This is a genomic window from Mesorhizobium sp. ZC-5 (assembly GCF_025753855.1).
GTDB lineage: Bacteria > Pseudomonadota > Alphaproteobacteria > Rhizobiales > Rhizobiaceae > Neomesorhizobium.
This window is the reverse complement of sequence record NZ_JAOWPT010000011.1, coordinates 1-24029: the sequence shown is the minus strand read 5'-3', so window position 1 is coordinate 24029 and position 24029 is coordinate 1. Positions and strand designations below refer to the sequence as shown.

Genomic DNA, 24029 nt, shown 5'->3' with positions numbered 1-24029 from the left:
CGGAATCGCCGATTGCCCTGGCGATTGGCGATTCCGTTTGGATACATTACGCCCGAGGAAATCCGTTTTGACCGTCAAAATCTATGGCATCAAGAACTGCGATACGATGAAGAAGGCTCGAGCGTGGCTGGAAGGCCACGGCATCGGGTATGATTTTCACGACTATCGGGTCGAAGGACTGGACCGCCGTCTCCTCGAACGCTGGTGCGACGAACTCGGCTGGGAGACGTTGCTGAACAAATCGTCGACGACATTTCGCGCTCTGCCCGAAGCCGACAGGCAGAATCTCGACAAGGACAAGGCGATCAAACTGATGCTGGCCGAGCCGACAATGATCAAGCGGCCCGTGCTCGATGCCGGCGGCAAGCTGATGGCCGGCTTCAAGACTGAACGCTACGAAGCGGCGGTTGCCGCTTCGCGATAGCTCCGTTTAGCGGGAAGCGAGGATCAGGCCCATTCGCCTCCGCGCATGACCGGCACAGTGCTGCCGTCCTTGTTTACGCCGTCGATATCGATCTTGCCCGAACCGATCATCCAGTCGATGTGGATCAGGCTCTTGTTGCCGCCCCTGGCGGCGATCTCGTCCGGCTTGAGTGAGCCGCCATTGACGAAACAGGTCGAGTAGCACTGGCCGAGCGCGATGTGGCTGGCGGCGTTCTCGTCGAACAGCGTGTTGTAGAACAGGAGCCCGCTCTGCGAGATCGGCGAGGAATGCGGAACAAGCGCCACTTCGCCGAGGCGGCGCGCCCCTTCGTCGGTGTCGAGCACCTTGCTCAGGACTTCTTCGCCGCGTGAAGCTTTGGCCTCGACAATGCGTCCGCCTTCGAAGCGCACGGAAATATCGTCGATGAGCGTTCCCTGGTAGGATAGCGGCTTGGTGCTCGACACATGCCCTTCGACCCGACGCGCATGCGGCGTGGTGAATACTTCCTCGGTCGGGATGTTCGGGTTGCAGACAACGCCGTTCTTCGCGGTTTCCGCGCCGCCATTCCATTTGTGCTCATCGGCCAGGCCGACGGTGAGGTCGGTGCCGGGACCGGTGAACCGAAGCGCATGGAAAGCATGCCCGTTCAGCCAGCTTGTCCGCTTGTGCAGCGCGGCATTGTGGTCGTTCCAGGCAGCAACCGGATCATCGATATCGACGCGCGATGCCGAAAAGATTGCGTCCGCGAGCTTGGCGACCGCCAAATCCTCCTTGTCGTTCGGAAACATCTGCTTTGCCCAGGCCGGATTGGGATAGGCGACGATGTTCCAGTTGATGTCGAAGCCGGTGATCTTTTCCAGCGCCGGCCGGTAGGCCATCGAGTTGGCCTTGTTGGCGCGCGCTACCTTGGCCGGATCCTCGGAGGCGAGAAGCATTGGATTGTCGCCACGGACGGCGAGCCGTGCGGCGCCTCCCTCGAACGCCTTCGCCATTCCTTCGTAAAGCCAGCCCTCGGCACGGTCGAAGCTCAAGTCCGGTGCATGACGATAACGGGCAAGTGTTGCTTCATCATCGGAATAGAGCACCGTAACGATGCCTGCGCCTGCTTTGTAGGCATGTTCGACGATCTTACGGGCAAAGCCCGTCGCGATCACCGGTGCGGTCATCACCAGATCCTGCCCCGGCTGCAGGCGGACGCCGACCTTGACGGCCACCTCGGCCAGCCTGTCGAGCTTGATCTGGTCGATCTGTGTGGAACTTTGCGATGTCATGATGAGTGCCGTCCTTGAAACCTAGAAGAACGACACTCATAAACCGCACCGCCCGGCCTTGCCATATGGGAGGTGGGTCAAGCCGTTTGGCCCAACACGCAAATGCGGCAACCGGATTGCGCCCTACGCCGTTGCCAATAAGGTCGCGTCATGAATCCAGTTCCCGCCGACCCGTTCCGCTACGCCGCCGCCGGCATGATCGCGATGGCGGTCGCCATGGGCATCGGCCGTTTCGTCTATACGCCGATCCTGCCCGGCATGATGGAAGAGCTTGGCCTGTCGGCCTCGGATGCGGGGCTTATCGCGTCGGCGAATTATCTCGGCTATCTGCTCGGCGCCATCGCAGCGGCAGGGGGGTGGGCGCAAGGACGCGAGCGCGCGGTCATGCTGGTCAGCCTGGCAGCCAGCGCCCTGCTGGCAGGGGCGATGGGGCTGACGGAAGATTTCACCGCCTTCGTCGTTATCCGCTTCCTCGCCGGCATTGCCAGCGCCTTCGTGCTGGTCTTTGTCATCACCATTGTTTTCAGCCATCTGGCCGCCGCCGGGCGCAACAGCTTGCAGGCACTGCATTTCGGCGGCGTCGGCCTGGGTATCGCGGTGTCATCGGTCATGACGGGAGCGCTGGTGCTGTCCGGCGCGGCGTGGCCTGCCGGGTGGCTCTGGTCAGGCGTCCTTTCCATCGCAGGTTTCCTGCTTGTGATGGTGATCATCGACCGCGGCCCGCTGGTTGCAGCTGAAGCCCAGCGCGAGGCGCGACTGCCCAAAAGCGCCGCTCTCGCAAAGATCATTCTCGCCTACGGGCTCTTCGGTCTCGGCTACATCGTCACCGCCACCTTCATTGTCGCGATTGTTCGCCACGGTGAAGGCGGTCGGCTTTTCGAGTCGGCCGTGTGGGTGGTCACCGGCCTCGCCGGCATCCCGTCCGTATATCTGTGGAACCGGGTGGTGCCGCGTTTCGGCCTGACCGGCACGTTTGCACTGGGCTGCATCGTCGAGGCTGTCGGCGTCATCGCCAGTGTCGGCATCGGCGGTTATGCCGGACCATTGCTTGCCGGCGTGTTGCTTGGCGGCACCTTCATCGCGATCACCGCGATCGGCCTCCAGGCCGGCCGTCTGTTGGCGCCGCAAGCGCCGCGCCGCGCGCTCGCGCTGATGACCGCATCCTTCGGCACCGGCCAGATACTCGGGCCGATCATCGCCGGGTACCTTGCCGACTGGAGCGGCAGCTTCGTCGTGCCGTCGATGGGGGCTGCGCTGGTCCTGCTGTTATGTGCGGCAATCGGCTACGACGCCGGCCGCAAGCAGCGGCTCGCCTGAAAACTTTCCGCCAGATTTCGCCGTAAAGCACTGCCAGAAGGGTCATTCCATTCGGACATGAAGTGTGACTTCATGCCCGAAACGTCCCGCCGCTGATTTGCCCCGAAGGAACAGCCGAAATGTTCGTATCCTTTTTCCCGAAGCCCAAGATGTTTTTCATCAGCGCCGCGGCATGGGCTTTGCTTGGCATTCTGTTCTGGTTCTTCGGCGGGCGAGATCTGGGTGCTGCATTCGGCATGGGGCCGGCGCCGGCCGATACACCACCGATCCTTGGTGTCCCGATTTTCTGGTCGGGGCCGTTTATCTGGTTCTATATCTATTTCTTCGTGATGTTGGCGGCGTTTTATCTTTTTTGGCGGTACTATGCCCCGCATCCCTGGCAAAACTGGTCCATTCTCGGATCAGCGCTCATCCTGTTTTCGACCTATATCTCCGTGGAGCTCTACGTCGCGCTGAACAATTGGCGCCGGCCTTTCTTCGATCTTTTCCAAAAGGCGATAACGACGGCAGGTTCCGTCTCGCAAGGTGAACTCTACAATCTGTTCTGGGTCTTCGCCTGGATCGGCATAGCGAACGTCACCCTGTTCGTCATGACGCGGTTTTATGTCAGCCACTTCATCTTTCGCTGGCGAACGGCGATGAACGACTTTTACATGGCCAACTGGTCGAGGCTGCGCCACATCGAAGGCGCGTCCCAACGTGTCCAGGAAGACACGATGCGCTTCTCGACCACGATGGAAGGCCTCGGCGTTGCCTTCGCCGACGCTATCCTGACCCTGATCGCCTTCCTGCCGGTGCTGGCCATGCTGTCGGAAAACATCACGGAACTTCCGGTGGTCGGAGCCATACCGTACTCGCTGGTCGTCGCAGCACTTGTCTGGGCCGTTTTCGGGACCGGCCTGCTCGCGCTGGTAGGAATCAAGCTTCCCGGGCTCGAATTCCGCAACCAGCGGGTCGAGGCGGCCTACCGGAAGGAACTCGTCTACGGCGAGGATGATGCAAACCGCGCCCAGCCACCGACGGTCGCCGAGCTTTTCGCAAATGTGCGCCGCAACTATTTCCGGCTTTATTTCCACTATGCGTATTTCAACGTCTTTCGCTCCGGTTTCGGACAGGCGGACGCGATTTTCTCCAGCGTCATCTTGATACCGACGATTGCCGCTGGAAAAATCACGTTGGGTATCTGGCAGCAAATCCTGACCGCGTTCAGTCAGGTCAGCTCGTCCTTCCAGTACCTGGTGAACGCCTGGCCGACGATCGTCGAACTGATCTCGATCTACAAACGTCTGCGCGCCTTCGAGGCGACGCTGGACGGCGAACCGTTGCCCGACATCGATCAACGCTACATGGAGGCGCCTAAAGAAGAGCCGGTTTGAGCCGTCTCACCCACCCATCGTGGTGCCGGGCCGTTCATCCGGACCGGCGGGCGCCGGCCGAGTTCGCGCCAGATAGTCGCGGTAGCTGACGCAGGCGACTTCCGGCCTGACGCAGACCTCCTCCGCGAAGCGCTCCAGCGCGCGCCAGTAGGCGCCGCCGTTCATCAGCGTGAAATGGAAGCCGACCTGGAACGGCGTGCGCTTGCCGTTGTACTCTGCGTCAAAGGAGGCGAGGAACGCGTCGTAGGCGCGGTCCTCGAAGTTTTTCGCTTCGCTTGGCCGTTCGAGGCCGCCTGAGTGGCGCACAAAAAGATTGTAGTCCATGGCGATCACCCGGCGCGACTTCGGGCCTTCGGCGATTTGCGGCAGCGAAAAGCGCGTGAGGGATGCGTCGCGGGAGGGTTCGGCCGGTCCGCGAGACACCCCACTGGCGTCATAGGAGAACTTGTCTCCCGCAAGCGCGGCATAAAGGCTCTTGTTCGTCGAGAGGTAGGGCGCGCGAAAGCCCTTGATTTCCGTCTCGGCGAAATGCTGCCACCCGGCAGGCTCTGCGGCGATATGGTTGGCCGAATAGGCGTCGCGCAGGATGGTCGTGAATTGGGAAAGTTCGGAAAGCCAGTCCGCCTTGTTCCAGTCGGCCCCATCGAAATGTCCGCAGCCATGGCTGGCGATCTCGTGCCTCTCGCCGCGCGCCGCCCAGATCTGGGCGAGCCGCGCGCTCACCTCGTCTCTGGTCAGGGCAAATCCGACATTCGATTTGCCCGGCCCTTTTCCGGGCGCCTGATAATCGCGCTTGGTTTCAGGCGAGAGCAGGAAGACGCAGGACAGGAAGTAGGTGAACTTCGCGCCCGTCTTTTCCGCCAGCGCGCGGCTGCGCTTCCACTGCGCTATGTCATGCGCCCCGTCGAAGGAGATGATTACATATTGCGGGTGCCTGGGCATCTCGCCGGCCAGGAGAGGCGATGCGCCCGCAACGAACGCTGATACGGCGGTACAAAGACGCGAGGCTACGGACATCGGCACCGGCTGGATTCTTCAGGTTCGCAACGACGCTGCTAGGAGCGAAATGTGGCGCCGGTGCGTCGAGTTCTTCAAGACAGCGATGGAACCGGCGCGCAGCGCATATTAGCTTATCCAAAAGCCAGCGCGGAGCCAGCCATGTTTCTTTTGATTCTCGGTCTTGTTCTCTTCCTCGGTATCCATTCCGTGCGCATCGTGGCGCCGGCATGGCGCGACGCGCAGCACGCGCGCCTCGGCGAAAACGGCTGGAAAGGCCTCTATTCGCTGATTTCGCTTGCCGGTTTCGTGCTGATCGTCTGGGGTTATGCGCGTGCCTGGCCGGTTGCCCCGGTTCTTTATGAGCCGCCGGTCTGGATGAAACATCTGACGCTGGCGCTGATGTTACCGGCGCTGATTAGCATGATGGTCTTCATTCTGCCGCCGGGCAGGCTGAAACCGGTACTGAAACACCCGATGCTGCTGGCGACCAAGATCTGGGCATTCGCGCATCTCCTGGCCAATGGAGACCTGGCTTCGGTGGTCCTTTTCGGGAGCTTCCTCGTCTGGGCTGTCCTGGATCGCATCGCGGTGAAGCGGCTCGGCGACAGGATCGCCAATCCGGGGCCGGGGAAATGGGACGTCGCGGCAGTCGCATCGGGCGCGCTGGTCTATGTCCTTTTCGTCTGGAAGCTGCATGAATGGCTGTTCGGTGTCTCGCCGCTCTGAGCGATTTTCGACCTCGCCCCTTCCATGCGGACAAAATTCCGCTTAAACGCAGGCGCACAAGCCCGAAACGGGCAAAACGAAATTCGGAAGATTTTATGTCGGACGACAGTTTCATCCGCGAGGTGAATGAAGAGATTCGCCAGGAGCAGGCGAAAGCGCTGTGGGATCGCTACGGTCCTGCCGCTATCGTTTTGGCGATCCTGGTGGTTCTCGGCACCGCTGCCTTTGTCGGCTACAATTATTGGGTGGAGACCCGCGCTAGCCAGTCGGGGGACGCATTTTCGCAGGCGCTCAGGCTTGCCAATGAAGGCAAGAACGACGACGCGCTGAAAGCGCTGCAGGCGCTGGAAACCGAGGGCCATGGTGCCTATCCGGTGCTGGCGCGGCTGCGCTCGGCGACCGTGATGGCCGGCGGCGGGGATTTCTCCGGCGCTGTGGCCGCGTTCGACGCTGTGTCGAATGACGGCTCCATTCCGGTGGCGATCCGCGATATGGCACGTTTGAGGGCGGCCCTCGTTCTCGTCGACCACGGTACTTTCGCCGACGTGTCTTCACGGGTCGATGTGCTGAATGCTGACTCCAACCCGTTGCGTCACTCCGCCCGCGAACTGCTCGGCCTTTCCGCATGGAAGGAAGGCAAATCGGTCGAAGCGCTGAAGTTCTTCGACCAGATTTCGGCCGACGACGCAGCCCCTCGCAACGTACGGGAGCGTGCCAATCTCCTTACCGAACTGATCCGCGGTTCGGGCAGTGCGTCGTGATTCCGGCTAATGAGCTTCAAGGTTGCCATCATCGGCCGACCTAATGTCGGCAAATCGACGCTTTTCAACCGTCTGGCCGGCAGGAAACTGGCGCTCGTCGATGACACGCCGGGCGTGACGCGCGACCGGCGCGTTCACGCCGCCAAGCTCTACGATCTCCATTTTGACGTCATCGATACTGCCGGCTTCGAGGATGCCGCGGCCGCCACCTTGCAGGGCCGCATGCGCGCGCAGACCGAGATCGCGATCACCGAAGCCGATCTGATTTTCTTCATGGTCGATTCCAAGGCAGGCATATTGCCGGACGACCGCACCTTCGCCGAAGTCGTGCGCCGCTCGGGCAAGCCGGTTGTGCTGGTCGCCAACAAGGCGGAAGCCCGCGGCGCCCAAAGCGGGATGCTGGAAAGCTGGGAACTCGGCTTCGGCGAGCCGGTTCCGGTTTCAGCCGAACACGGTCAGGGCCTGCCGGACCTGCGCGATGCCGTCATTGCGGCGCTCGGCGAGGAAAGAGCGTTCGACGAAGGCGAAGTGGAAGACGCCGTCGCCGAGAGCGAAGTCCTGATCGGCGAGGACATCGGCGACCCTGACGCCGACGATGCTGCTTCCTATTATGATGAAGCCAAACCGATGCGCATTGCGGTCGTCGGGCGGCCGAACGCCGGCAAGTCGACCTTGATCAATGCCCTGATCGGCGAGGAACGTCTGCTGACGGGACCGGAGGCAGGCATCACCCGTGATTCCATTTCGGTGGATTGGGAGTGGGGCGGCCGCAAGATGAAGCTGTTCGACACCGCCGGCATGCGCCGAAAGGCGAGGGTGCAGGAGAAGCTCGAGAAGCTCTCCGTCGCCGACGGCCTGCGTGCGATTCGTTTTGCCGAAGTCGTGGTGGTGGTCTTCGATGCGACGATCCCCTTCGAGAAACAGGATCTGCAGATCGCCGACCTGATCATCCGCGAGGGCAGGGCGCTGGTGATCGCCTTCAACAAATGGGATCTGATCGACAATCCCCAGGAGAAGCTGGCCGAACTGCGCGAAATGACCGACCGGCTTTTGCCGCAGGTGCGTGGGGTGCAAGCGGTGACCATCTCTGCCGAAACCGGCCGCGGTCTCGAAAAGCTGATGGCCGCCATCATCAAGACCCACCGGGTGTGGAACAGCCGCGTTTCAACCGGAAAGCTCAACCGGTGGCTCGAGGGTATCCTCGCCCACCATCCGCCGCCGGCGGTCGCCGGTCGCCGGTTGAAGGTCAAATATCTGACGCAGGCAAAGACCAGGCCGCCCGGCTTCGTCGTTTCCTGCTCGCGTCCGGATGCCATGCCGCAATCCTACGTGCGCTATCTCGTGAACAACCTGCGCGAGGCCTTCGATATTCCCGGCGTGCCGATCCGTGTCGCATTGCGTGCCTCCGACAACCCCTTTGCGGGCAAGGCCAAGAAGAAGCGCTGATCGCTGCCGGGTCGCGTCCGGCGATCTGTCCACACGCGACAAAACGGCACGCGCCGCCGATCGCCTGCGCCCAATTTCAGTCACAGCTCTGCCGTTAACGCCGCATCAAGGTTAATGCGCCATTATCCATCTTCTGTGGGTTGTGTTGCGTAGCGGAGAGGGTGTTCGTGCATCGACAATTTGTGACGCGGTTGCGGGTCGCCGCCGCCAGACTGCGAGTCGCCGCCGCCGGACTGCAGGCCGCTGCCAAACTGCAGGCCGCCGCCAGCCAAAGCAGATCTTCGCTCCTTTCATCATTCATCGTCGGCCTGGGTATCTGGATCGGTTTCCCGACCACCGTTGCTCTGCAGGATGTGGCGAGCATGGTTTCGGGCGTGGAAACGCAGGGCGCCCGATGGAATTCGTTTGTCGAGAAATCCGCTGCCGGTTCGGTTCATGCCGCCGAAATGCCCTTTGCGGATGCAGATGTGACGACCGGGTCGATCTCCGGCGCGGGCTTTGCCGCACCCGGGATTGGAACCGTCACCTTTCGTGGCAAGGGTGCCGCCAACGAGGTACCTGACGAACAGCGCATCAATCGGGGCGACAAGAAAGGCCGCATTGTCAATGTGGCCCCCGTGGCGCCACCCAAATCGTTCAACGCGGGCTCCGTTTTCGAGCGCACCAGCTCGCTGCTCAGCCCGAAGATCAACAACGAGCTGAAGATGGCCTTTGCCAAGCCGGCGATCAAAGGCAAGGAAATCGAGATCGCCGCGGCCTTCCATGCCAAGCAGGACAAGAAGATAAATCCCGGCGTGCCGGTCATGCTGGCCTCGCTGGTGACCAACGACACACCCGACATCCTTGCCACCGCCTACGCGCCGGCCGAGCCCGACTACGCGAAATCGTCGCCCTTCGAAACCCTGCTCCAGGACGAGGATCCCAACAAGGGCCGCTTCATTCCACCGATCGCAAAGGGCGACCATGACTGGATGAGCAAACCCCTGCCACCACATGTCTTCACCAAGGTGGAGCAGAAGTGCCTGGCCAACGCCATCTATTTCGAGGCGCGCAGCGAAAGCCTCAAGGGGCAGGCCGCCGTTGCGCAGGTCGTCTTGAACCGCGTGCGCAATCCGGCCTATCCCAGCACGATCTGCGGCGTCGTCTACCAGAACGACCATTGGCGCAATCGCTGCCAGTTTTCCTTTGCCTGCGACGGCATCAAGGACCGCGTGCTCAGCCCATCCCACTACCGAACCGCGGAACAGATCGCGATGGCGGTGACCGCCGGCAAGATATTCATCCCCGAGATCGGCTCCTCCACACATTATTATGCCACCTATGTCCGCCCCGGTTGGGCCCGGACAATGGAGAAGATGAAGAAGATCGGCCTTCATATCTTCTACCGGACCTACGGCGGCGGCTGGAGCTGAACGCGGCGCGACGTGCGTCGCGCCGGTGGGAGTCTCGCGGGATTCGTGGTCGTTCCCCCATCGGGCCGGGCGGGCAGTATGTCGCAGTTTCCCAAATCATTGATTTCATTATCTTAAATACATACTCTAAGGCACCCTTGCGTGGCTTGACTGGGACATGCCCGCTAACTATGTTGCGCGCGACTTTGAAGCGGACAGCAGGTTTGCGGCTGGCCGGGCAGGGAGGTTGCGGTGGCCACACCCATTCGGCCAGACGAAACCGGCAAAACCGGGCCCGGAAATCCAGATAGGCCTGACGTTCGCGACGACGACCTCGAGCGCCGCCGGCGCGATCTCGAAGCAACTCTTGCGGCGAGGCGGCCGGAAAAGCGTTCCGGGAGTGAAGGCACGAATTCCGGCGGTGCCGCCGGGTTCGGGCAAGCATTGAAGCTTTCCAGCGAATTCATCGCGGGGATCGCGGTTGGTGTCGCTCTCGGTTGGGCGGTCGACCATTTTGCGGGGACCTCCCCGTGGGGACTGATCGTGTTCCTGTTGCTCGGTTTCGGCGCCGGGGTATTGAATGTCCTGCGCTCGGCGGGACTGGTTGCGAAACAAGGCCCGAAGCAGTCCGGCAAGGACGTCGACGGGTCGGACAAGAAATGAATGGCGCCCGCGGGCGCGGATGTGAGGGGTTAAGGTGGCCAACGATCCGATCCACCAGTTCCAGATTTCGAAATGGGTTCCGATCGAAATCGGCGGGCTCGACTTCTCGTTCACCAACGCTTCCGCCTTCATGGTGGCGACGGTTGCCGCCGCTGGCGCGTTTCTGTTCCTGACCACGTCCAGCCGGGGCCTGGTTCCGGGGCGTCTCCAGTCCGTTTCGGAGATGTCCTATGAATTCGTGGCGTCGATGCTGCGCGACGCGGCCGGTTCGCAGGGAATGAAGTTCTTCCCGTTCGTCTTCTCGCTGTTCATGTTCGTGCTCGTCGCCAACCTGCTCGGCCTGTTTCCCTATTTCTTCACCGTCACCAGCCATATCATCGTTACCTTCGCGCTGGCGCTGCTCGTCATCGGCACGGTCATCGTCTATGGCTTCATGAAGAACGGCATCGGCTTCCTGAAGCTGTTCGTGCCGTCGGGCGTGCCGGGAATCCTCATTCCGCTCGTCGTGCTGATCGAGGTGATCTCGTTCCTGTCGCGGCCAATCAGCCTTTCGGTTCGTCTGTTCGCCAACATGCTGGCCGGGCATATCACGCTGAAGGTTTTCGCGGGTTTCGTGACGTCGCTGAGCGCCTTCGGTTTCGTCGGGGTCGCCGGATCGATCCTGCCGCTCGCCATGACGGTGGCGATCACCGGGCTTGAATTTCTGGTGGCCTTTCTCCAGGCCTATGTCTTTGCGGTGCTGACCTGCATGTACCTCAACGACGCCATTCACCCTGGCCACTAGGAAAATTTCGCCGGCGGTTTCATCCGCCACCTGAAACTGCAATTTATTTGAGATCCACAAGGAGTTGGACAATGGAAGCAGAAGCAGCAAAGGCAATCGGTGCGGGCATCGCCTGCCTCGGCATGGGTGGCGCGGGCATCGGCCTCGGCCACATTTTCGGTAACTACCTCGCCGGCGCGCTGCGCAATCCGTCGGCTGCCGACGGCCAGTTCGGCCGCCTGATCTTCGGCTTCGCCGTGACCGAAGCTCTGGGCATCTTCTCGCTACTCGTCGCCCTCCTGCTGCTCTTCACCTAAGAGCCGACGGAAAAGCGATCTGACCGGCCGCAGCATTGCGGCCGGAGCGAGTGGACAGGGGAAGTTTGATGTTTGTGACACCGGGATACGCGCAGGAACACAATGCTCCGGCATTGGACGAAGCGCATACCGTAGAGGATGCCGGACACGGCGGTGGGTCGTTTCCGCCGTTCGATGCGTCGACCTTTCCGTCGCAGATACTCTGGCTCGCGATCACCTTCGGGCTGTTCTATCTTTTCTTGAAGAAGGCTGTGCTGCCGCGTATCGGCGGCATCCTTGAAGTTCGCCACGACCGCATCCAGCAGGATCTCGATCAGGCCGGACGCCTCAAGGAAGAGGCCGACGCCGCGGTTGCCGCCTACGAGCAGGAACTCGCCGACGCCCGCACCAAGGCCAATGCGATCGGCCAAGAGGCCCGCGACGGCGCCAAGGCGAGCGCCGAAGCCGCACGCAAGAAGGTGGAGGCGAGCCTCGACAAGAAGCTCGGCGACGCCGAAGCGCATATCACCTCCATCAAGGCTGCGGCCATGAAGGAAGTCGGCACCATCGCCGAAGACACGGCCGGTGCGATCGTACAGGAACTGGTCGGCGGCAAGCTCGACAAGGCAACTGTCGCGGCCGCCGTCAAGGCCGTCAGGTAACGGGAGCGCGGCCATGGACGCAACATTCTGGGCATTCGTCGCTCTCATCATCTTCCTGGGCATCATCTTCTACATGAAGGTGCCGGGTATGATCACCAAGTCGCTCGACGAGCGGGCGAGCAAGATCCGCAATGAACTCGACGAGGCGCGGCGCCTGCGCGAGGAGGCCCAGCAGCTGCTGGCCGAATACCAGCGCAAGCGCAAGGAAGCCGAGCAGGAGGCCGGTGACATTGTCGCCGCCGCCAAGCGCGAGGCCGATCAGCTGGTCGTCGAGGCGCAGAAGAAGACCGAGGAATATGTCGCCCGCCGCACGGCACTTGCCGAACAGAAGATCGGCCAGGCCGAACGCGACGCGGTGAACGAAGTGCGCGCCAGCGCCGTCGATATCGCTGTCGAGGCGGCACGCAAGCTTCTCGGCGACAAGGTCGACGCCAAGACCGGTGCTGAACTTTTCAAGTCGTCGCTGCAGGAAGTGAAGGCCAAGCTCAACTGAGCCGCCGATGCAGGGTTTTCAAAAAAGCCGCCCGGCAACCTGGCGGCTTTTTTGTTGGCTTGTGCAAACCCCAGCCAAATGTTGCGACAGTGACCGACCACTTATCCTGACGTGGCGGCGGGGTGCGTCTCCAACGGCGCGTCGATCAGCATGTCCGGATCGCATTCCGCCGCTTCCACGCCGAGCCGGAACGGGGCGAACGACACGCGGTGCAGCCGGGCGATCGGCCCGTGGTTGCCGATCGCGGTGCGGTGGCGCGGGGTGGCGTAGCCCATATGCGCCTCGAAGCCGTAATGGACATGCGCCTGGCCGCAGCCCGACATCATGCGGTCGCGCATCACCTTGGCGACGATGGATGCGGCGGCGATCGACTGCGAACGCTGATCGCCCTTGACCAGCGCGCGGCCCTCGCACGGCAGACCGGGCGGGATGTCGCGGCCGTCGGCGAGCGCCAGGCGAGGCTGGACGCTGAGACCGAGGGCGGCGCGGCGCATCGCTTCCAGGCTGGCGCGCAGGATGTTGATGCTGTCGATGCCTTCCGCGCAGATCGAGGCCATCGACACGCCGAGCGCCGATGCCAGGATCTTGTCGAACAGCAGATCCCGCTGCTCGGCGGTGAGACGCTTGGAATCGTCGAGGCCCTTGGGGATGCGCTTCGGGTTGAGGATCACGGCGGCCGCCACCACCGGCCCGGCGAGCGGGCCGCGTCCGGCTTCGTCGAGCCCGGCGACCGGCCATTGGCCTTCCTTGATCGCACGTTTTTCGAACGCGAAATCGGGTTTGCAGTCGATATCGAAGAGGGGCGGAGAATCGGAACGCGCGCGAGCCATGGTGCGGCGAGGTTCGCATCGGCTCCGATTCTCCGCAAGTCCTTCCCGGCCGTATGGGGCGGCGGTCCAGGAAGGCACCGTCAGGCGGACAGGGGAGTGGCCGGACGGGATGGGGTATTTTGTCTGCCGATGTTCCCGACAAAGTCGCGGACTTTTCGGGAACATGCTCGGTCACAGCAGGCTGAGTTGCTCTCCCTGCCTGGCCGGGGCGCGGAACAGGTCGCTGCGTAGCCGCGTCCTTTCGGAATTGAGGCCGAGCTTGCGCGCGGCGATCTCGAAGCGGCGGCCGATCTGCCATGCATAAGGTCCCGCGCCCTTCATCCGCTTGCCGAATTCCGAATCGTAGTCCTTGCCGTCGCGCATCGAGCGCACCAGCGACATCACATGCCGGTAGCGGTCAGGATAATGACGCAGCAGCCAGTCCTTGAAGATCGGAGCGACTTCCAGCGGCAGCCTCAGGATGACGTAGCCGGCATCGCGGGCGCCCGCGGCGCGTCCCGCGTCGAGGATGCGCTCGATCTCCTGGTCGGTCAGCCCCGGGATAATCGGCGCTACCATGACCGAGGCCGGGATGCCGGCGTCCGTCAGCTGGCGGATCGCCTCCAGCCTTTTGGTCGGCGTCGAGGCGCGCGGTTCCATCACCCGGGCCAGCATGCGGTCGAGCGTCGTCACCGACAGCGCCACCTTGGCCAGCCCGCGCTCGGCCATCCGCGACAGGATATCGATGTCGCGGGTCACCAGCGCCGACTTGGTGACGATGCCGACCGGGTGGTTGTGGGCATCGAGAACCTCCAGCACCTCGCGCATGATGCGGTACTGCTTTTCGATCGGCTGGTAGGGGTCGGTATTGGTGCCGATCGCGATGGTGCGCGGCTGGTAGCCGTCCTTCGACAGCTCCCGTTCGAGCAGTTTTGCCGCATCCGGCTTGGCGAACAGCTTCGATTCGAAATCCAGCCCCGGCGACAGGCCCATATAGGCATGCGTCGGCCGGGCGAAGCAGTAGACGCAGCCGTGCTCGCAGCCGCGATAGGGGTTGATCGACCGGTCGAAGGAAATGTCCGGCGAATCGTTACGGGTGATGATGGTGCGCGGCTTTTCGACCTGCACTTCGGTCTTGAAGGGCGGCAGTTCCTCGAGCGAATTCCAGCCGTCGTCGAAGACATGGCGGCTCACCGGCTCGAAGCGGCCGGACGGATTGATGCCCGCCGACCTGCCGCGGTTGCGGTCGGGACGGACGCGGATTTCACTCTGCTCGATCATTGCATTCGCCATTTCAGCCCTGCCTTTCCCAAAAGCAGCAATGTCGGCGCGGACGATCTGTTCCACTTTAGCTCGTTCCCAAGGTGTTTCGGCGGTCTGGCGAATCGCGGTGTTCATGAAACTATTCCTATTTTCTCCATGAGAACAAAGCAAGAACTTTCTGCGCGGAGGTGGATGAACGGGCTGTGCTGCGCTTCATAAGCGACCCCCTCTCCGTCTCGGGCTTTGCCCGAGCCACCTCTCCCCGGAGGGGCGAGGAACCCAGGCTGGATGAGCGCCGGTATCGCGGCAGGTTCCATCGCCCGCTCGCTGCCCGGCAGGGCAATGGACGGGTTCCGGGTTCAGCGCACAATCGCGCACGCGACCACCGTCAGGATGTGTCGCGGCGCTCCTCCAGGACGTCGAAGGCGAGGCCGTGCAGGTCTTTCAGGATTTCGTGGACATCGTGCCGGGATTTTTTCCGGCCCTGCCTCGGGTGCTGGCCGGGCGGCCGGCCGGGGCGCAGCGGCCAGATGCGGTGTGGCTTGCTGCGGCGCGGTTCTCCGGTTTGCTCGGCGGCATCGGGGTTTCTGTCCTGCGCGATGATCGCGTCGCGCCGGGCACGCCAGCGGGCGAAGCGTTTTGCCTGGCGCGGCAGGTCGTCGAGGGCGGCGGCAAGGGCTGCGAACCGCAGGCCGAGACGGGTGGCGTCGACCGGGTCGTCGGGTGCTGGCAGGCGGCGGGGCACGATGGGCGACAGTGTGGTGTAGCCGGGCACCGAGATGCGCGGCACGCTGGTGGGGACCGGGCGTCGGGGGCGGATATTCCAGCGCGGCAGTGCATCGAACAGCGGCAGGGCGAGCGGGCGGGTGGCGAGGTGCGGTTTTGCGATGCCCGCTACTTCAACGCTGGAGATTGTCCCCGCGCCCCCTCCACCGCCTTCGGCGGTCCCCCTCCGCCGTTCCTTCGATAAGCTCAGGAGGGGGAGGATCCAGGTCGTGCCGGCGGCGCCGCTGATCCTCCCCTGCGAAGCGGGGGAGGGGGACCACGCGGAGCGTGGTGGAGGGGGCGGGACGACAACGCTACGCGCCGCCACGATGATCAGCCGCCGTACGGCGGCCTCAGCCGGCCGCAGCAGGCGGAGCACGGCGGTGTGGAGATGGCGCGGCAGGGTCGATGCAGGGGACAGTTTACTTTTTTCCGCCAGCACTGAACCTTGAGGCAGCGCGCTTTTCTGCGGAAAGAAAGTAAACTGTCCCCCGAGTTCCGCCATGGCGACGAGCATCGCCAGGATGCGCTTCAGTGCCTCCCGATTCCGCTCGATTGCCAGGTTCCAGTCCATTGCCGTTCCTTCCAAGTTGCGAGAAGGATTATGCGGGGCAGCTGGAGGGGTGGGGATAAAGAGGGAGAAAATATTCCTGACAGATGGTGACAATTTGGAATGAACGTCAGGTCACGAAGCGACCCCCTCTCTTGCGATTTCTAACATTTAGCCTCGCGAAGACGGACTTCGTCCGGCTCGGCTAAGCTGTTGAAATCGCTTTCTCCCCCACCAAAGGGGAGATACGCTCGCCCCGCCGTTCCGCCAATCTTCGGCGTTGGCGATTGGAGCGAGGGTGGATGCCGGCTATCTCCCCCCTTGCGGGGGAGAAAGCGATTTCAACGTCTTGGCCGGAGCGAACCAACGCACCGACATTTCAGCGGCATGGACGCCAGCGGAGGCCAAGCGTTAGAAATCGCAAGAGAGGGGGCTAAGCAATGCGCCAGCGCACGCCGTCCAGCCACCGCACTTTCGCCCGCACCGTGCGCGCCGACGCCACAAGGCGGAGAACCTGCTTGGCAGGCGCTGCGCAACGAGCAGCTCGAAGGGCTGAAGTTCAAACGTCAGATGCCGCTCGGAAATAGCGCCGGCGCCGGCGTTTCCGCCAATCGCCGAGGGCGCAGCCATCAGGCTGCGCGTTTCGGTCGCTCGCCCAATGCAGGCACTCCGTATTGGCGGATTTCACCGACGCCGACGAGGCCGCTCAACACGCCAATATGCATGATGCCTCTGAGCACGCTGCGGTTTCGGCGAACGGGCCAGACGGCGGTCGCGACGGCCGATACAAAACAGAAGGCCACCTTCGCCGACACGAGACCGAGTTGCCGGACCAGCGCTTTCCCCGCCGTTTTGTCCCGCAGCAAGTGGCCATGGGTCTGCCCGACGCGGTAGCGGCGCCGGCCGAGCCAGCCGAACGTAGCCCTGGCGGGCGGCACCAACTCGTCGACCCAAGCCTTGGCTGCATAGGCGATCAGGCCGCCAGCCTTGTGCACATGATCGAAGAATTCCGTGTCCTCGCCGCCCGTCTGGCCGCGCGCCAGGCTGAAGCGGCGGCCGGAAATGCTGGTCGCGTCCATGCGCAGGAGAACGTTGCAGGTATAGCCGGTGTGGATCTCGCCCTGGATCCACACAGGAGCGGTTGAATGAAAATCGCCGCGCCGCATCCACTTGGGCGCTTCGGGCCGGTATTGCGCCTTGACCGGCCCGAGCACCGCATCGGCATCGGTGATGTCCGCCGCCTCGACCAGTTTTACCAGCCACTGGCTGGATGCGGTTTCGTCGTCGTCGATAAAGGCGACAAAGCCGGCCTTGCTTGCATCCAGGCAGGCGTTCCGCGCGATCGAAATGTTTCCCGCCGGGCAATGGATGTAGCGAACCGGAAAAGGCAGTTCGCGGGCGAGCGCGGCGACGAGCGGCTTTGCGGTCGGATCGCCGTCGTTGTCGGCGACGATCACGCCAACCTTGTAACCCACGGGCATGTCCATTCGGCCAAGCGAGCGCAGCGTATCGGCGATTTCCGCCCGGCGAAACGTACAGACACAGATGTCGATTTCGGTGGCCTTCGGCATGATGCTCTCCTTTTGCATTGCAAAAGAAAATGCATCATCCATGCCAAGCGCGTCGTGCTTCGGCTAAACGCTTGACGCAAAAACCTAATCACTTCCAGTCGGTTGGCAGAACGAACGGGTTGTCTTGTGCGATGCACAATCGCTGGGCGATTTTTCCTGAGGGAGGCGCCAAATCATTTGCACTGCGGACAGGCAACTGGCGTTTCAAACAGCTTTCGGCTACGCGGAAACGATGCTTTCCGTGCTGATCGAGACACGCAACGACGAGGAGGCGCTGGCGCGCACGCTGGCGTCGCTGGTGGGCGGCGCGGTGGAAGGCGTCGTGCGTGAGGTGATCGTCTGCGACCGGGGCTCCACCGACCAGACCCATTACGTCGCCGAACATGCCGGCTGCCACTATCTGGCAGATGGCGGCATCGCCGCCGGTGTCGCGCAGGCGAAAGGCGACTGGCTGCTTCTGCTGGAGCCCGGCGCCAGGCTGGCCGACGGCTGGATAGATGATGTTCTACAGCATGTGGGCAAGCTGACCATGGCGGCGCGTTTTTCGCGCTCGCGCAAGGATCGCGCGCCGTTCCTGTCGCGGGTGTTCACCGGCGGCCGGGCGCTCGCCCAGGGCCTGCTAATCACCAAGCGGCAGGCGGCAACGCTTTCGAAATCGGCGCGCGACGCCGAAGCGGTGGCGCGCGGACTGGCGACAAAGTTGCTGGCGGCGGAGATCTTGGTCGCGCCGCCGAAGAAATGACCGGCAGGAACGGCGGCGAATTTTCGGTCGCCGGCTCTATCCCGGATTGTCCGGCCGGGTCGCGGCCAGGAAGTCGGACCGGACCCATTCGGCGAACTCTCCGTTCCTGATGCCGTTGGATTCTGCGCAGTCGTCGCGCCCGGAATCGACGAAGGCCGAGCGCCCGTCGCTGCAGCCGGCGGAGTAATATTGCGACACCCGCGACCAGCCATCCGCGGTCTCGTAGACGACTACCGTCTCGCGGAAGAAAAACCGCCCGATGATGCCGCATTCGAACGACGGGCAGGTTCTTCTCTTGCTGGCGGCGGAATCGATCCACATCCTGCTTTCGGCATTGACGGGGGTAGCCCCCACGACAGCGAGCAGCATGCCCACGGCGCAACCTGAGACGAACTTCAAATCGATCATGCGGGACAACACCTCCATGGGAACGCACTCGACTTCTATCGAAAACACGCCCGGCCTACCATCGTAAGTCTCCCGGCCGGTGGCCGGGAGACGAGGGGATCAACCGTCGGTGGTCGTCGAGACGGCAGGCGCAACGGTGCGCACCGGAAGGCTGTCCAACGCCACCAGTTCGGTGGCGCAGAGATCGGCGGCGCCCGGGACGGCTTTTTCGATGCCGATCAGCTGCGTCCAGCCGCCTTCCTCGACGAAATTGTCCCGCTGCCACTGCGACGCTTCCTTGAGTGCGGTGAGCTTGTCGGCGCCGGCCGTGGTCACGAATTTTTCGACGCAGATGCTGGCCGCGAGTTGGGCGCGGGCGTCCCGCGCCGCCTTTTCGGCCATTACCGCCGCCGATCCGCCGGTCGTCCACCCGCCGACGGTGAAGCCGACAAGCATGGTGACGATGGCGGCGCCCATGAGAGACCAAAACCAAAGGGTCTTCGATGGACTATAGTTCTCCCAGCGTTGCGAGAGATTCTCTGTCTGAGACATCTTCTTCCTTCTTTCTCGCCGTATGACGATTTGTTTCACATCGTAACGATGCGAGAGTAACACAGGCTCCGCGTTTTAAAACCCTCTAATGGAAGCTGTTGCGCGAGGTGAAGGAAGCAATACAATTGATGGTTGCCGATGGTGCCGCCACGGGAGGCGCTCGACATACCGGCACGTGAGACTCGGATCCGCGCTTGACCTCAAGCCGGCTTGAAGCTCTAGAAGGAGCGCTCCTTGAAGACAGACAGGAGCAATACCCATGAATTCCAGAGAATCCGACTTTCGCGCTGTCCGCAAATTCACCCTCGAGGACGCCACCGACTGGATGGAGTGGTCGGGCATCGCGCTGGCCGACGTGGTGAACGAGGACGAGACGCCGGCGGCGAAGCTGGGCGGTGTCGGCTTCCTGCGTGCTCCCAAAGGCGCGCACAGCAGCTTCGAATTCGCCTATGACGAGGTGCTGGTGGTGACCAGGGGCCGCTGCACGGTGGCGAGCGGCGTAACCGAAGTGACCGCCAATGCCGGCGAGCTGATCTACCTGCCGGCCGGCGTGCCGGGCACCTTCGTCGCGGAGAGCGACATGGAACTGGTCTATGTCACCTCGTCGCCCTACGGCGCGGTGAACCGCGAGATCAAGGCGTCGCTGCTGGAGGGAAGCGCGGAGTAGGGGATTTCTTGCGGGAAGGCGTAAATTCCCGAAGCACCCCAGTACCGAAGTACCGCCACCCCTAACCCCTCCCCACAAGGGGGAGGGACGTTATGCCGTCTTGCTGCCGCGCTTCAGATGCTCGTCGAGCCGGGGCATGATCTCGACGAAGTTGCAGGGCATGTGGCGGTAGTCGAGCTGTGCCTTGAGGATGCCGTCCCAGGCATCCTTGCAGGCGCCGGGCGAGCCTGGCAGCACGAAGACGAAGGTGGCGTTGACGACGCCGCCGGTCGCTCTCGACTGGATCGTCGAGGTGCCGATCTTGTCGTAGGAAATGCGGTGAAAAACTTCGGAAAAGCCATCCATGCGCTTTTCGAAGATCGGCTCCAGTGCTTCCGGCGTCACGTCGCGGCCGGTGAAGCCGGTGCCGCCGGTGGTGATGATCACGTCGATCTTTTCGTCGCACGACCACGCCAGCACCTGGTCGCGGATCCTGTCCCTGTCGTCGGTGACGATGGCGCGGGCGGCGAGCAGATGGCCAGCATCGATGATGCGGTCGGCCAGCGTCTGGCCGGACTTGTCGTCTGCAAGCGTCCGCGTGTCAGAGACGGTGAGCACCGCGATGCGGATCGGGATGAAGGAGCGTGCCTCACCCATGCGCTTCGTCCTCCGATGCCGTGCTGCGCGTCGCGGCGACGAACCAGCCGGGATGGCGGCCGCGGATGGCGACGGCGGCGCGTTTGGCCACATTGCCGGTTTCGAACAGGCCGAAACAGGTGGCGCCGGAGCCCGACATGCGGGTGAAGCTCGAGCCGGCGCGGTCGAGCGCAGCCGCGGCGGCGCCGATCGCGGGCTCTAGCGTCCGCGCGACGGGCTCGAGGTCGTTGCGGGTGGTCTCCAGCCAGTTGCGCAGGGAATGGAAGTCGATGGACGGCGGCAGCGGCGGCAGCGGGGCGTTGTCGCGCTGCGCCAGCGCGCCGAACACGTCGGCCGTCGACACAGCAATGCCGGGATTGACGAGAACCAGCCCGAGCGCGGGAAAGCCGGGCACGGTGGTCAGGCCGTCGCCGATGCCGTGTGCGACCAGCGGCGTTGCCGCGAGGCACATCGGCACATCGGCGCCGAGCGAAAGCCCGATGCGCAAAAGTGCGGCCGCGTCGTCGATCGCCCAGAACTCGGCCAGCCCGCGCAGCGCCGCCGCCGCGTCGCTGGAGCCGCCGCCGATGCCGGACGCGACCGGCAGGTTCTTTTCCAGCGTGATGGCGACGGGCGTGACGGCCGGGCCGGGATAGGCGGCGCGCAGCGCGTCGCGGGCGCGCAGCACGAGATTGGTGTCGTCGAGAGGCACATAGGCCGCGAACGGCCCGTTGACCGAGAAACGGTCCTCATCCGAAGCCGAAACGCCGACGCGGTCGCCAAAGCGCGTGAACACGGCGAGGCTTTCGATGAGGTGATAGCCGTCGGGCCGCCGGCCGGTGACATGCAGCGCGAGGTTGATCTTGGCCGGCGCGTACCGGGTGATCGAAGGCAAAGGCAAGTCCATCAGGACGGGATCAGTCCTTGGCCAGCCGGTATTCGCCGGTCTCGGGATCCTTGACCAGCGTGCCCTGCGTGCCGGTGGCGGCCTGGTGTTCCTCGCGGCGCACCTTGGCGGTCACCCGCTCGGCTTCCCTGACGAAATGGCGGTAGCCGTACCAGGCAACGAGGCCGACCAGGGCGAAGAAAATGAGCTGCGGCATCGGTTCGCTCCTCCCTTAGAGAGCACCGGCCAGAGACCTTGCCGGGAAGGTTGCGTCAAGCGCATGATAACCGCCTTGCGCGTTCTTTCAAAGGCCGAAGCGGCTCCACAGCGCGCGCTCTTCCGCCGCATCGATGATGCCGCCGGCCGCCGCCTGGGCGATATCGGGCGCCGAAAAGCCGTCGCGGGCGCCGAAAAAACCCATGCCGCGTCCGAACAGGCCCCGCGGCGGCGAGATCAGCTTGAGCCGCGTCTTGGCGCCGTATCGGTCCTTCAGCACCGAGCGCATGTCGCCGAGCGCGTCGACCAGGCCGAGCGCCAGGCCACGCTTTCCGGTCCAGAACAGGCCGGTGAACAGCTCCGGGTCGTCGGCGAGCTTCGAGCCGCGGCGCTGCTTCACCAGGTCGATGAAGGTATCGTGCACTTCGAGCTGCAGCGCCTTCAGCCGCTCGACGTCTTCCTTCTTTTCCGGCTTGAACGGGTCGAGCACCGCCTTGTTCTGGCCGGCGGTGTGGACGCGGCGTTCGACGCCGATCTTCTTCATCAGCTCGGGAAAGCCGAACGAGGCCGAGACGACGCCGATCGAGCCGACGATGGATGACGGGTCGGCGATGATCTCGTCGCCGGCGATCGCGATCATGTAGCCGCCCGAGGCGGCGACATCCTCGACGAACACCAGCACCTTCTTCTTGCGCTCGGCGGCCAGGTCGCGGATGCGCTTATAGATCAGCCGCGACTGCACCGGCGAGCCGCCGGGCGAATTGATGGAGATGGCGACGGCGGGCGCATCCGGGAAGGCGAAGGCCTTTTCGATGACGCCGGCGGTGGAAGCGAGCGACAAATTGGGCCGCAGCTGGCCGCCGCCGCTCATGATGGTGCCATGCAGGCGGATGACCGGAATGGTGACCGCGTCGGAACGCATCGATTTCGGCAAGAGGCGTCGGAAAAGGCGTCTCAGCAAGGAAGTCTCCGGGGTGTCGTCCATCCGCATGTAGGAATTCGCAGCATATCCGCAATGGCAGGCGGGAAAGTCAATCGCCGAACAGCGAGGCGCGGCCGTTGTTGATGGCGTCGGCATGCGGCGAAAACGGGTCGCCGGAGGCATCGTGCAGGATAAGCGGCGGCATCAGCGACAGGCCGGCGCGCGAGCCGCGCACGGCGCGCAGGATGATGCGGATCGCCGGTTCGTCGGCGCGTGGCTGGATGGGCACGATTTCGGCGCCGCCGAAGCGACCGCCGAGTGCTGCCAGGATGGCGGTGAGCGACCCGGGTCGCGCGATCAGTGCGAGGCGGCCGCGCGGCCGCACGACCGCGGCGGCGCTCCTGATCCAGCGCTCGAACATGCCGTCTTCCATGACATGCGCCTCGCCCTTCAGCGCGTCGGGCGTCGCCCGGTCGCGCGCCGTGTTGAAGGGCGGGTTCATGACGACGAAATCGAAGGAGGCATCGGCCAGCCCCGCGGCGACCCGCGCCTTGCCGGTAAGGGTCACGTCGGCGGTGAGCAGGGAGACGCGGTTGCGCAGATGGGCGTTCTGGTCCAGCGCCAGCGTCTGCGCGGCGAAATCCGCCATCTCGGCCGAGCGCTCGACCAGCACCACGCTGGCCCCGGCGCAGCGCGACGCGACGGCGAGCCCCGCGGCACCGGCACCGGCGCCGAAATCGGCAAGCCGGCCGGAAAAAGAAGAGGGCACGGCGGCGGCAAGCATCATGGCATCCATGCCGGCGCGGTGGCCCTTGCCGCGCGGCTGCACCAGGAAGAAATGGCCGCGGTGAAAGGCGTCGATCGTGTGCGAGGCTGTTTTCATGCCCGTTGCGGCGCCCGAACAATCCATGGCTGAAGCGGCCTCAGGCGCCCTTGATCTCGTTGGCGATGCCGGCGTCGGCGAGGATCTTGCGCGCCTCGTCGATGTCGTCGTCGACCACCAGGACGCGGCGCGGCAACACCCCGATCGAGCCGTCAAGCACGCTCATGTTCTGGTCGGCGACAAGGAATTCGATGCCCGCGTCACGCATCAGTGCCTCGATGAAGGAAATCAGCACGGCGTCGTTGGTTCTGACAAGTTCGATCATAGCGCGAAGGGTGGCAGGTTGGGAGGGCGAGGTAAAGAGGGAGGGTGAGGCTTGAGGTTAGGGCAGGTATTGACCTTGAGCGGATCACCGTAGAGTCCCGCCGAAAAGAACTTCTGTGCAGTTTACGGGCCGGGATTTGAAGCATAGGGTTATTGTATGAAGCTGTTTCGAGAACCGTTACTTCACTTCATAGTAGCCGGCGTAGCTTTGTTCTCCGCATACTCTTGGTTGAACGGGACCAGGCCCGCATTGGATGGCGTCGAACCGGTTCGCATCGGCCAAGGCGAAGTTCAATGGTTGAGGGAAACCTATTCCAGCCAGTGGCTCAGGCCTCCCGATGCCAGTGAA

At 63.4% G+C, this 24029-nt stretch carries 28 protein-coding genes; 14 read left to right on the top strand and 14 right to left on the bottom strand.

The window, feature by feature from the left end; genetic code table 11:
- Window positions 1–67 precede the first annotated feature (67 nt).
- A complete protein-coding gene (locus tag OHD58_RS23115; RefSeq protein ID WP_263805900.1) occupies window positions 68–424 on the top strand; it encodes an ArsC family reductase in 357 nt (118 codons plus the stop codon).
- A gap of 23 nt (window positions 425–447) precedes the next feature.
- On the opposite strand, the gene OHD58_RS23110 is transcribed toward OHD58_RS23115, so the two are convergent.
- Complete coding sequence (locus OHD58_RS23110; RefSeq protein WP_263805899.1) at window positions 448–1695, bottom strand: aminopeptidase; 1248 nt, start codon at window positions 1693–1695, stop codon at window positions 448–450.
- A gap of 150 nt (window positions 1696–1845) precedes the next feature.
- Between OHD58_RS23110 and OHD58_RS23105 the strand changes: the two genes are divergently transcribed.
- The gene (locus tag OHD58_RS23105; RefSeq protein ID WP_263805898.1) at window positions 1846–3012 is read left to right on the top strand and encodes a YbfB/YjiJ family MFS transporter; all 1167 of its coding nucleotides are present in this window, start codon (window positions 1846–1848) and stop codon (window positions 3010–3012) included.
- A gap of 119 nt (window positions 3013–3131) precedes the next feature.
- Entirely contained in the window at window positions 3132–4388 is a 1257-nt protein-coding gene (gene sbmA / locus OHD58_RS23100; RefSeq protein WP_263805897.1) for a peptide antibiotic transporter SbmA, read from the top strand.
- Between the two features lie 6 nt (window positions 4389–4394).
- On the opposite strand, the gene OHD58_RS23095 is transcribed toward sbmA, so the two are convergent.
- The gene (locus tag OHD58_RS23095) at window positions 4395–5405 is read right to left on the bottom strand and encodes a polysaccharide deacetylase (RefSeq protein ID WP_263805896.1); all 1011 of its coding nucleotides are present in this window, start codon (window positions 5403–5405) and stop codon (window positions 4395–4397) included.
- Between the two features lie 141 nt (window positions 5406–5546).
- On the opposite strand from OHD58_RS23095, the gene OHD58_RS23090 reads away from it, so the two are divergent.
- The 9 genes from OHD58_RS23090 (at window position 5547) to OHD58_RS23050 (ending at window position 12588) form a co-directional block, all read left to right on the top strand.
- Window positions 5547–6113, top strand: coding sequence for an NnrU family protein (locus tag OHD58_RS23090; RefSeq protein WP_263805895.1), 567 nt, complete (start codon window positions 5547–5549; stop codon window positions 6111–6113).
- Window positions 6114–6208: 95 nt separating this feature from the next.
- Complete coding sequence (locus OHD58_RS23085; RefSeq protein WP_263805894.1) at window positions 6209–6874, top strand: tetratricopeptide repeat protein; 666 nt, start codon at window positions 6209–6211, stop codon at window positions 6872–6874.
- A gap of 9 nt (window positions 6875–6883) precedes the next feature.
- Complete coding sequence (gene der, locus OHD58_RS23080; RefSeq protein ID WP_263805893.1) at window positions 6884–8320, top strand: ribosome biogenesis GTPase Der; 1437 nt, start codon at window positions 6884–6886, stop codon at window positions 8318–8320.
- 251 nt (window positions 8321–8571) lie between these two features.
- Entirely contained in the window at window positions 8572–9732 is a 1161-nt protein-coding gene (locus OHD58_RS23075) for a cell wall hydrolase (protein WP_412177283.1), read from the top strand.
- Between the two features lie 231 nt (window positions 9733–9963).
- The gene (locus OHD58_RS23070; protein WP_263805892.1) at window positions 9964–10374 is read left to right on the top strand and encodes an AtpZ/AtpI family protein; all 411 of its coding nucleotides are present in this window, start codon (window positions 9964–9966) and stop codon (window positions 10372–10374) included.
- 34 nt (window positions 10375–10408) lie between these two features.
- Entirely contained in the window at window positions 10409–11158 is a 750-nt protein-coding gene (locus tag OHD58_RS23065; RefSeq protein ID WP_263805891.1) for a F0F1 ATP synthase subunit A, read from the top strand.
- 71 nt (window positions 11159–11229) lie between these two features.
- Complete coding sequence (locus OHD58_RS23060) at window positions 11230–11454, top strand: F0F1 ATP synthase subunit C (protein WP_149763079.1); 225 nt, start codon at window positions 11230–11232, stop codon at window positions 11452–11454.
- A gap of 68 nt (window positions 11455–11522) precedes the next feature.
- On the top strand, window positions 11523–12095 hold the full coding sequence (locus OHD58_RS23055) for a F0F1 ATP synthase subunit B (protein WP_263805890.1): 573 nt from the start codon (window positions 11523–11525) through the stop codon (window positions 12093–12095).
- A gap of 13 nt (window positions 12096–12108) precedes the next feature.
- A complete protein-coding gene (locus tag OHD58_RS23050) occupies window positions 12109–12588 on the top strand; it encodes a F0F1 ATP synthase subunit B (protein WP_263805889.1) in 480 nt (159 codons plus the stop codon).
- A gap of 101 nt (window positions 12589–12689) precedes the next feature.
- Here the strand turns inward: OHD58_RS23050 and OHD58_RS23045 are convergent, their stop codons facing one another.
- The 4 genes from OHD58_RS23045 to OHD58_RS23030 all read right to left on the bottom strand — a co-directional run bounded on the left by OHD58_RS23045 (window position 12690) and on the right by OHD58_RS23030 (window position 17546).
- The gene (locus OHD58_RS23045; RefSeq protein WP_263805887.1) at window positions 12690–13418 is read right to left on the bottom strand and encodes a ribonuclease HII; all 729 of its coding nucleotides are present in this window, start codon (window positions 13416–13418) and stop codon (window positions 12690–12692) included.
- A 171-nt stretch (window positions 13419–13589) separates the two neighbouring features.
- Window positions 13590–14744 carry a PA0069 family radical SAM protein gene (locus OHD58_RS23040; protein ID WP_263806095.1) on the bottom strand — a complete coding sequence of 385 codons (1155 nt, stop codon included), beginning with the start codon at window positions 14742–14744 and terminating at the stop codon, window positions 13590–13592.
- 304 nt (window positions 14745–15048) lie between these two features.
- Window positions 15049–15999 carry a hypothetical protein gene (locus tag OHD58_RS23035; RefSeq protein ID WP_263805886.1) on the bottom strand — a complete coding sequence of 317 codons (951 nt, stop codon included), beginning with the start codon at window positions 15997–15999 and terminating at the stop codon, window positions 15049–15051.
- Between the two features lie 605 nt (window positions 16000–16604).
- A complete protein-coding gene (locus OHD58_RS23030; RefSeq protein WP_263805885.1) occupies window positions 16605–17546 on the bottom strand; it encodes a glycosyltransferase in 942 nt (313 codons plus the stop codon).
- Between the two features lie 232 nt (window positions 17547–17778).
- On the opposite strand from OHD58_RS23030, the gene OHD58_RS23025 reads away from it, so the two are divergent.
- Window positions 17779–18288, top strand: coding sequence for a glycosyltransferase (locus OHD58_RS23025; protein ID WP_263805884.1), 510 nt, complete (start codon window positions 17779–17781; stop codon window positions 18286–18288).
- 36 nt (window positions 18289–18324) lie between these two features.
- Here the strand turns inward: OHD58_RS23025 and OHD58_RS23020 are convergent, their stop codons facing one another.
- Window positions 18325–18696: a hypothetical protein gene (locus OHD58_RS23020; RefSeq protein ID WP_263805883.1), complete on the bottom strand. Its 372-nt coding sequence runs from the start codon at window positions 18694–18696 to the stop codon at window positions 18325–18327.
- A gap of 99 nt (window positions 18697–18795) precedes the next feature.
- Window positions 18796–19227: a hypothetical protein gene (locus OHD58_RS23015; RefSeq protein WP_263805882.1), complete on the bottom strand. Its 432-nt coding sequence runs from the start codon at window positions 19225–19227 to the stop codon at window positions 18796–18798.
- A gap of 259 nt (window positions 19228–19486) precedes the next feature.
- Between OHD58_RS23015 and OHD58_RS23010 the strand changes: the two genes are divergently transcribed.
- Window positions 19487–19894, top strand: a complete 408-nt coding sequence (locus OHD58_RS23010) for a hypothetical protein (RefSeq protein WP_263805881.1) — start codon at window positions 19487–19489, stop codon at window positions 19892–19894.
- Between the two features lie 90 nt (window positions 19895–19984).
- On the opposite strand, the gene moaB is transcribed toward OHD58_RS23010, so the two are convergent.
- The 6 genes from moaB to OHD58_RS22980 all read right to left on the bottom strand — a co-directional run bounded on the left by moaB (window position 19985) and on the right by OHD58_RS22980 (window position 23681).
- Window positions 19985–20530, bottom strand: coding sequence for a molybdenum cofactor biosynthesis protein B (gene moaB / locus OHD58_RS23005; RefSeq protein WP_263805879.1), 546 nt, complete (start codon window positions 20528–20530; stop codon window positions 19985–19987).
- The gene (locus tag OHD58_RS23000; protein ID WP_263805878.1) at window positions 20523–21416 is read right to left on the bottom strand and encodes a 4-(cytidine 5'-diphospho)-2-C-methyl-D-erythritol kinase; all 894 of its coding nucleotides are present in this window, start codon (window positions 21414–21416) and stop codon (window positions 20523–20525) included. The genes moaB and OHD58_RS23000 overlap by 8 nt, the downstream gene beginning before the upstream one ends.
- A gap of 10 nt (window positions 21417–21426) precedes the next feature.
- Window positions 21427–21612 carry a hypothetical protein gene (locus OHD58_RS22995; RefSeq protein WP_263805877.1) on the bottom strand — a complete coding sequence of 62 codons (186 nt, stop codon included), beginning with the start codon at window positions 21610–21612 and terminating at the stop codon, window positions 21427–21429.
- An 87-nt stretch (window positions 21613–21699) separates the two neighbouring features.
- The gene (locus OHD58_RS22990; RefSeq protein WP_263806094.1) at window positions 21700–22569 is read right to left on the bottom strand and encodes a S49 family peptidase; all 870 of its coding nucleotides are present in this window, start codon (window positions 22567–22569) and stop codon (window positions 21700–21702) included.
- Between the two features lie 73 nt (window positions 22570–22642).
- The gene (locus tag OHD58_RS22985) at window positions 22643–23416 is read right to left on the bottom strand and encodes a tRNA1(Val) (adenine(37)-N6)-methyltransferase (RefSeq protein WP_263805876.1); all 774 of its coding nucleotides are present in this window, start codon (window positions 23414–23416) and stop codon (window positions 22643–22645) included.
- Window positions 23417–23456: 40 nt separating this feature from the next.
- Complete coding sequence (locus tag OHD58_RS22980) at window positions 23457–23681, bottom strand: DUF2007 domain-containing protein (RefSeq protein WP_263805875.1); 225 nt, start codon at window positions 23679–23681, stop codon at window positions 23457–23459.
- Window positions 23682–24029 lie beyond the last annotated feature (348 nt).

Coding starts and splice junctions, on each gene's coding strand:
- OHD58_RS23030 (WP_263805885.1), bottom strand. CDS start 17,546: ATGCCGAAGGCCACCGAAATCGACATCTGTGTCTGTACGTTTCGCCGG.
- OHD58_RS23060 (WP_149763079.1), top strand. CDS start 11,230: ATGGAAGCAGAAGCAGCAAAGGCAATCGGTGCGGGCATCGCCTGCCTC.
- OHD58_RS22985 (WP_263805876.1), bottom strand. CDS start 23,416: ATGAAAACAGCCTCGCACACGATCGACGCCTTTCACCGCGGCCATTTC.
- sbmA (WP_263805897.1), top strand. CDS start 3,132: ATGTTCGTATCCTTTTTCCCGAAGCCCAAGATGTTTTTCATCAGCGCC.
- OHD58_RS23055 (WP_263805890.1), top strand. CDS start 11,523: ATGTTTGTGACACCGGGATACGCGCAGGAACACAATGCTCCGGCATTG.
- OHD58_RS23045 (WP_263805887.1), bottom strand. CDS start 13,418: ATGGCTCGCGCGCGTTCCGATTCTCCGCCCCTCTTCGATATCGACTGC.
- OHD58_RS23000 (WP_263805878.1), bottom strand. CDS start 21,416: ATGGACTTGCCTTTGCCTTCGATCACCCGGTACGCGCCGGCCAAGATC.
- OHD58_RS23110 (WP_263805899.1), bottom strand. CDS start 1,695: ATGACATCGCAAAGTTCCACACAGATCGACCAGATCAAGCTCGACAGG.
- OHD58_RS23050 (WP_263805889.1), top strand. CDS start 12,109: ATGGACGCAACATTCTGGGCATTCGTCGCTCTCATCATCTTCCTGGGC.
- OHD58_RS22995 (WP_263805877.1), bottom strand. CDS start 21,612: ATGCCGCAGCTCATTTTCTTCGCCCTGGTCGGCCTCGTTGCCTGGTAC.
- OHD58_RS23095 (WP_263805896.1), bottom strand. CDS start 5,405: ATGTCCGTAGCCTCGCGTCTTTGTACCGCCGTATCAGCGTTCGTTGCG.
- OHD58_RS23020 (WP_263805883.1), bottom strand. CDS start 18,696: ATGATCGATTTGAAGTTCGTCTCAGGTTGCGCCGTGGGCATGCTGCTC.
- OHD58_RS23035 (WP_263805886.1), bottom strand. CDS start 15,999: ATGGACTGGAACCTGGCAATCGAGCGGAATCGGGAGGCACTGAAGCGC.
- OHD58_RS23105 (WP_263805898.1), top strand. CDS start 1,846: ATGAATCCAGTTCCCGCCGACCCGTTCCGCTACGCCGCCGCCGGCATG.
- OHD58_RS23085 (WP_263805894.1), top strand. CDS start 6,209: ATGTCGGACGACAGTTTCATCCGCGAGGTGAATGAAGAGATTCGCCAG.
- OHD58_RS23010 (WP_263805881.1), top strand. CDS start 19,487: ATGAATTCCAGAGAATCCGACTTTCGCGCTGTCCGCAAATTCACCCTC.
- OHD58_RS23090 (WP_263805895.1), top strand. CDS start 5,547: ATGTTTCTTTTGATTCTCGGTCTTGTTCTCTTCCTCGGTATCCATTCC.
- OHD58_RS22980 (WP_263805875.1), bottom strand. CDS start 23,681: ATGATCGAACTTGTCAGAACCAACGACGCCGTGCTGATTTCCTTCATC.
- moaB (WP_263805879.1), bottom strand. CDS start 20,530: ATGGGTGAGGCACGCTCCTTCATCCCGATCCGCATCGCGGTGCTCACC.
- OHD58_RS23025 (WP_263805884.1), top strand. CDS start 17,779: ATGCTTTCCGTGCTGATCGAGACACGCAACGACGAGGAGGCGCTGGCG.
- der (WP_263805893.1), top strand. CDS start 6,884: ATGAGCTTCAAGGTTGCCATCATCGGCCGACCTAATGTCGGCAAATCG.
- OHD58_RS23015 (WP_263805882.1), bottom strand. CDS start 19,227: ATGTCTCAGACAGAGAATCTCTCGCAACGCTGGGAGAACTATAGTCCA.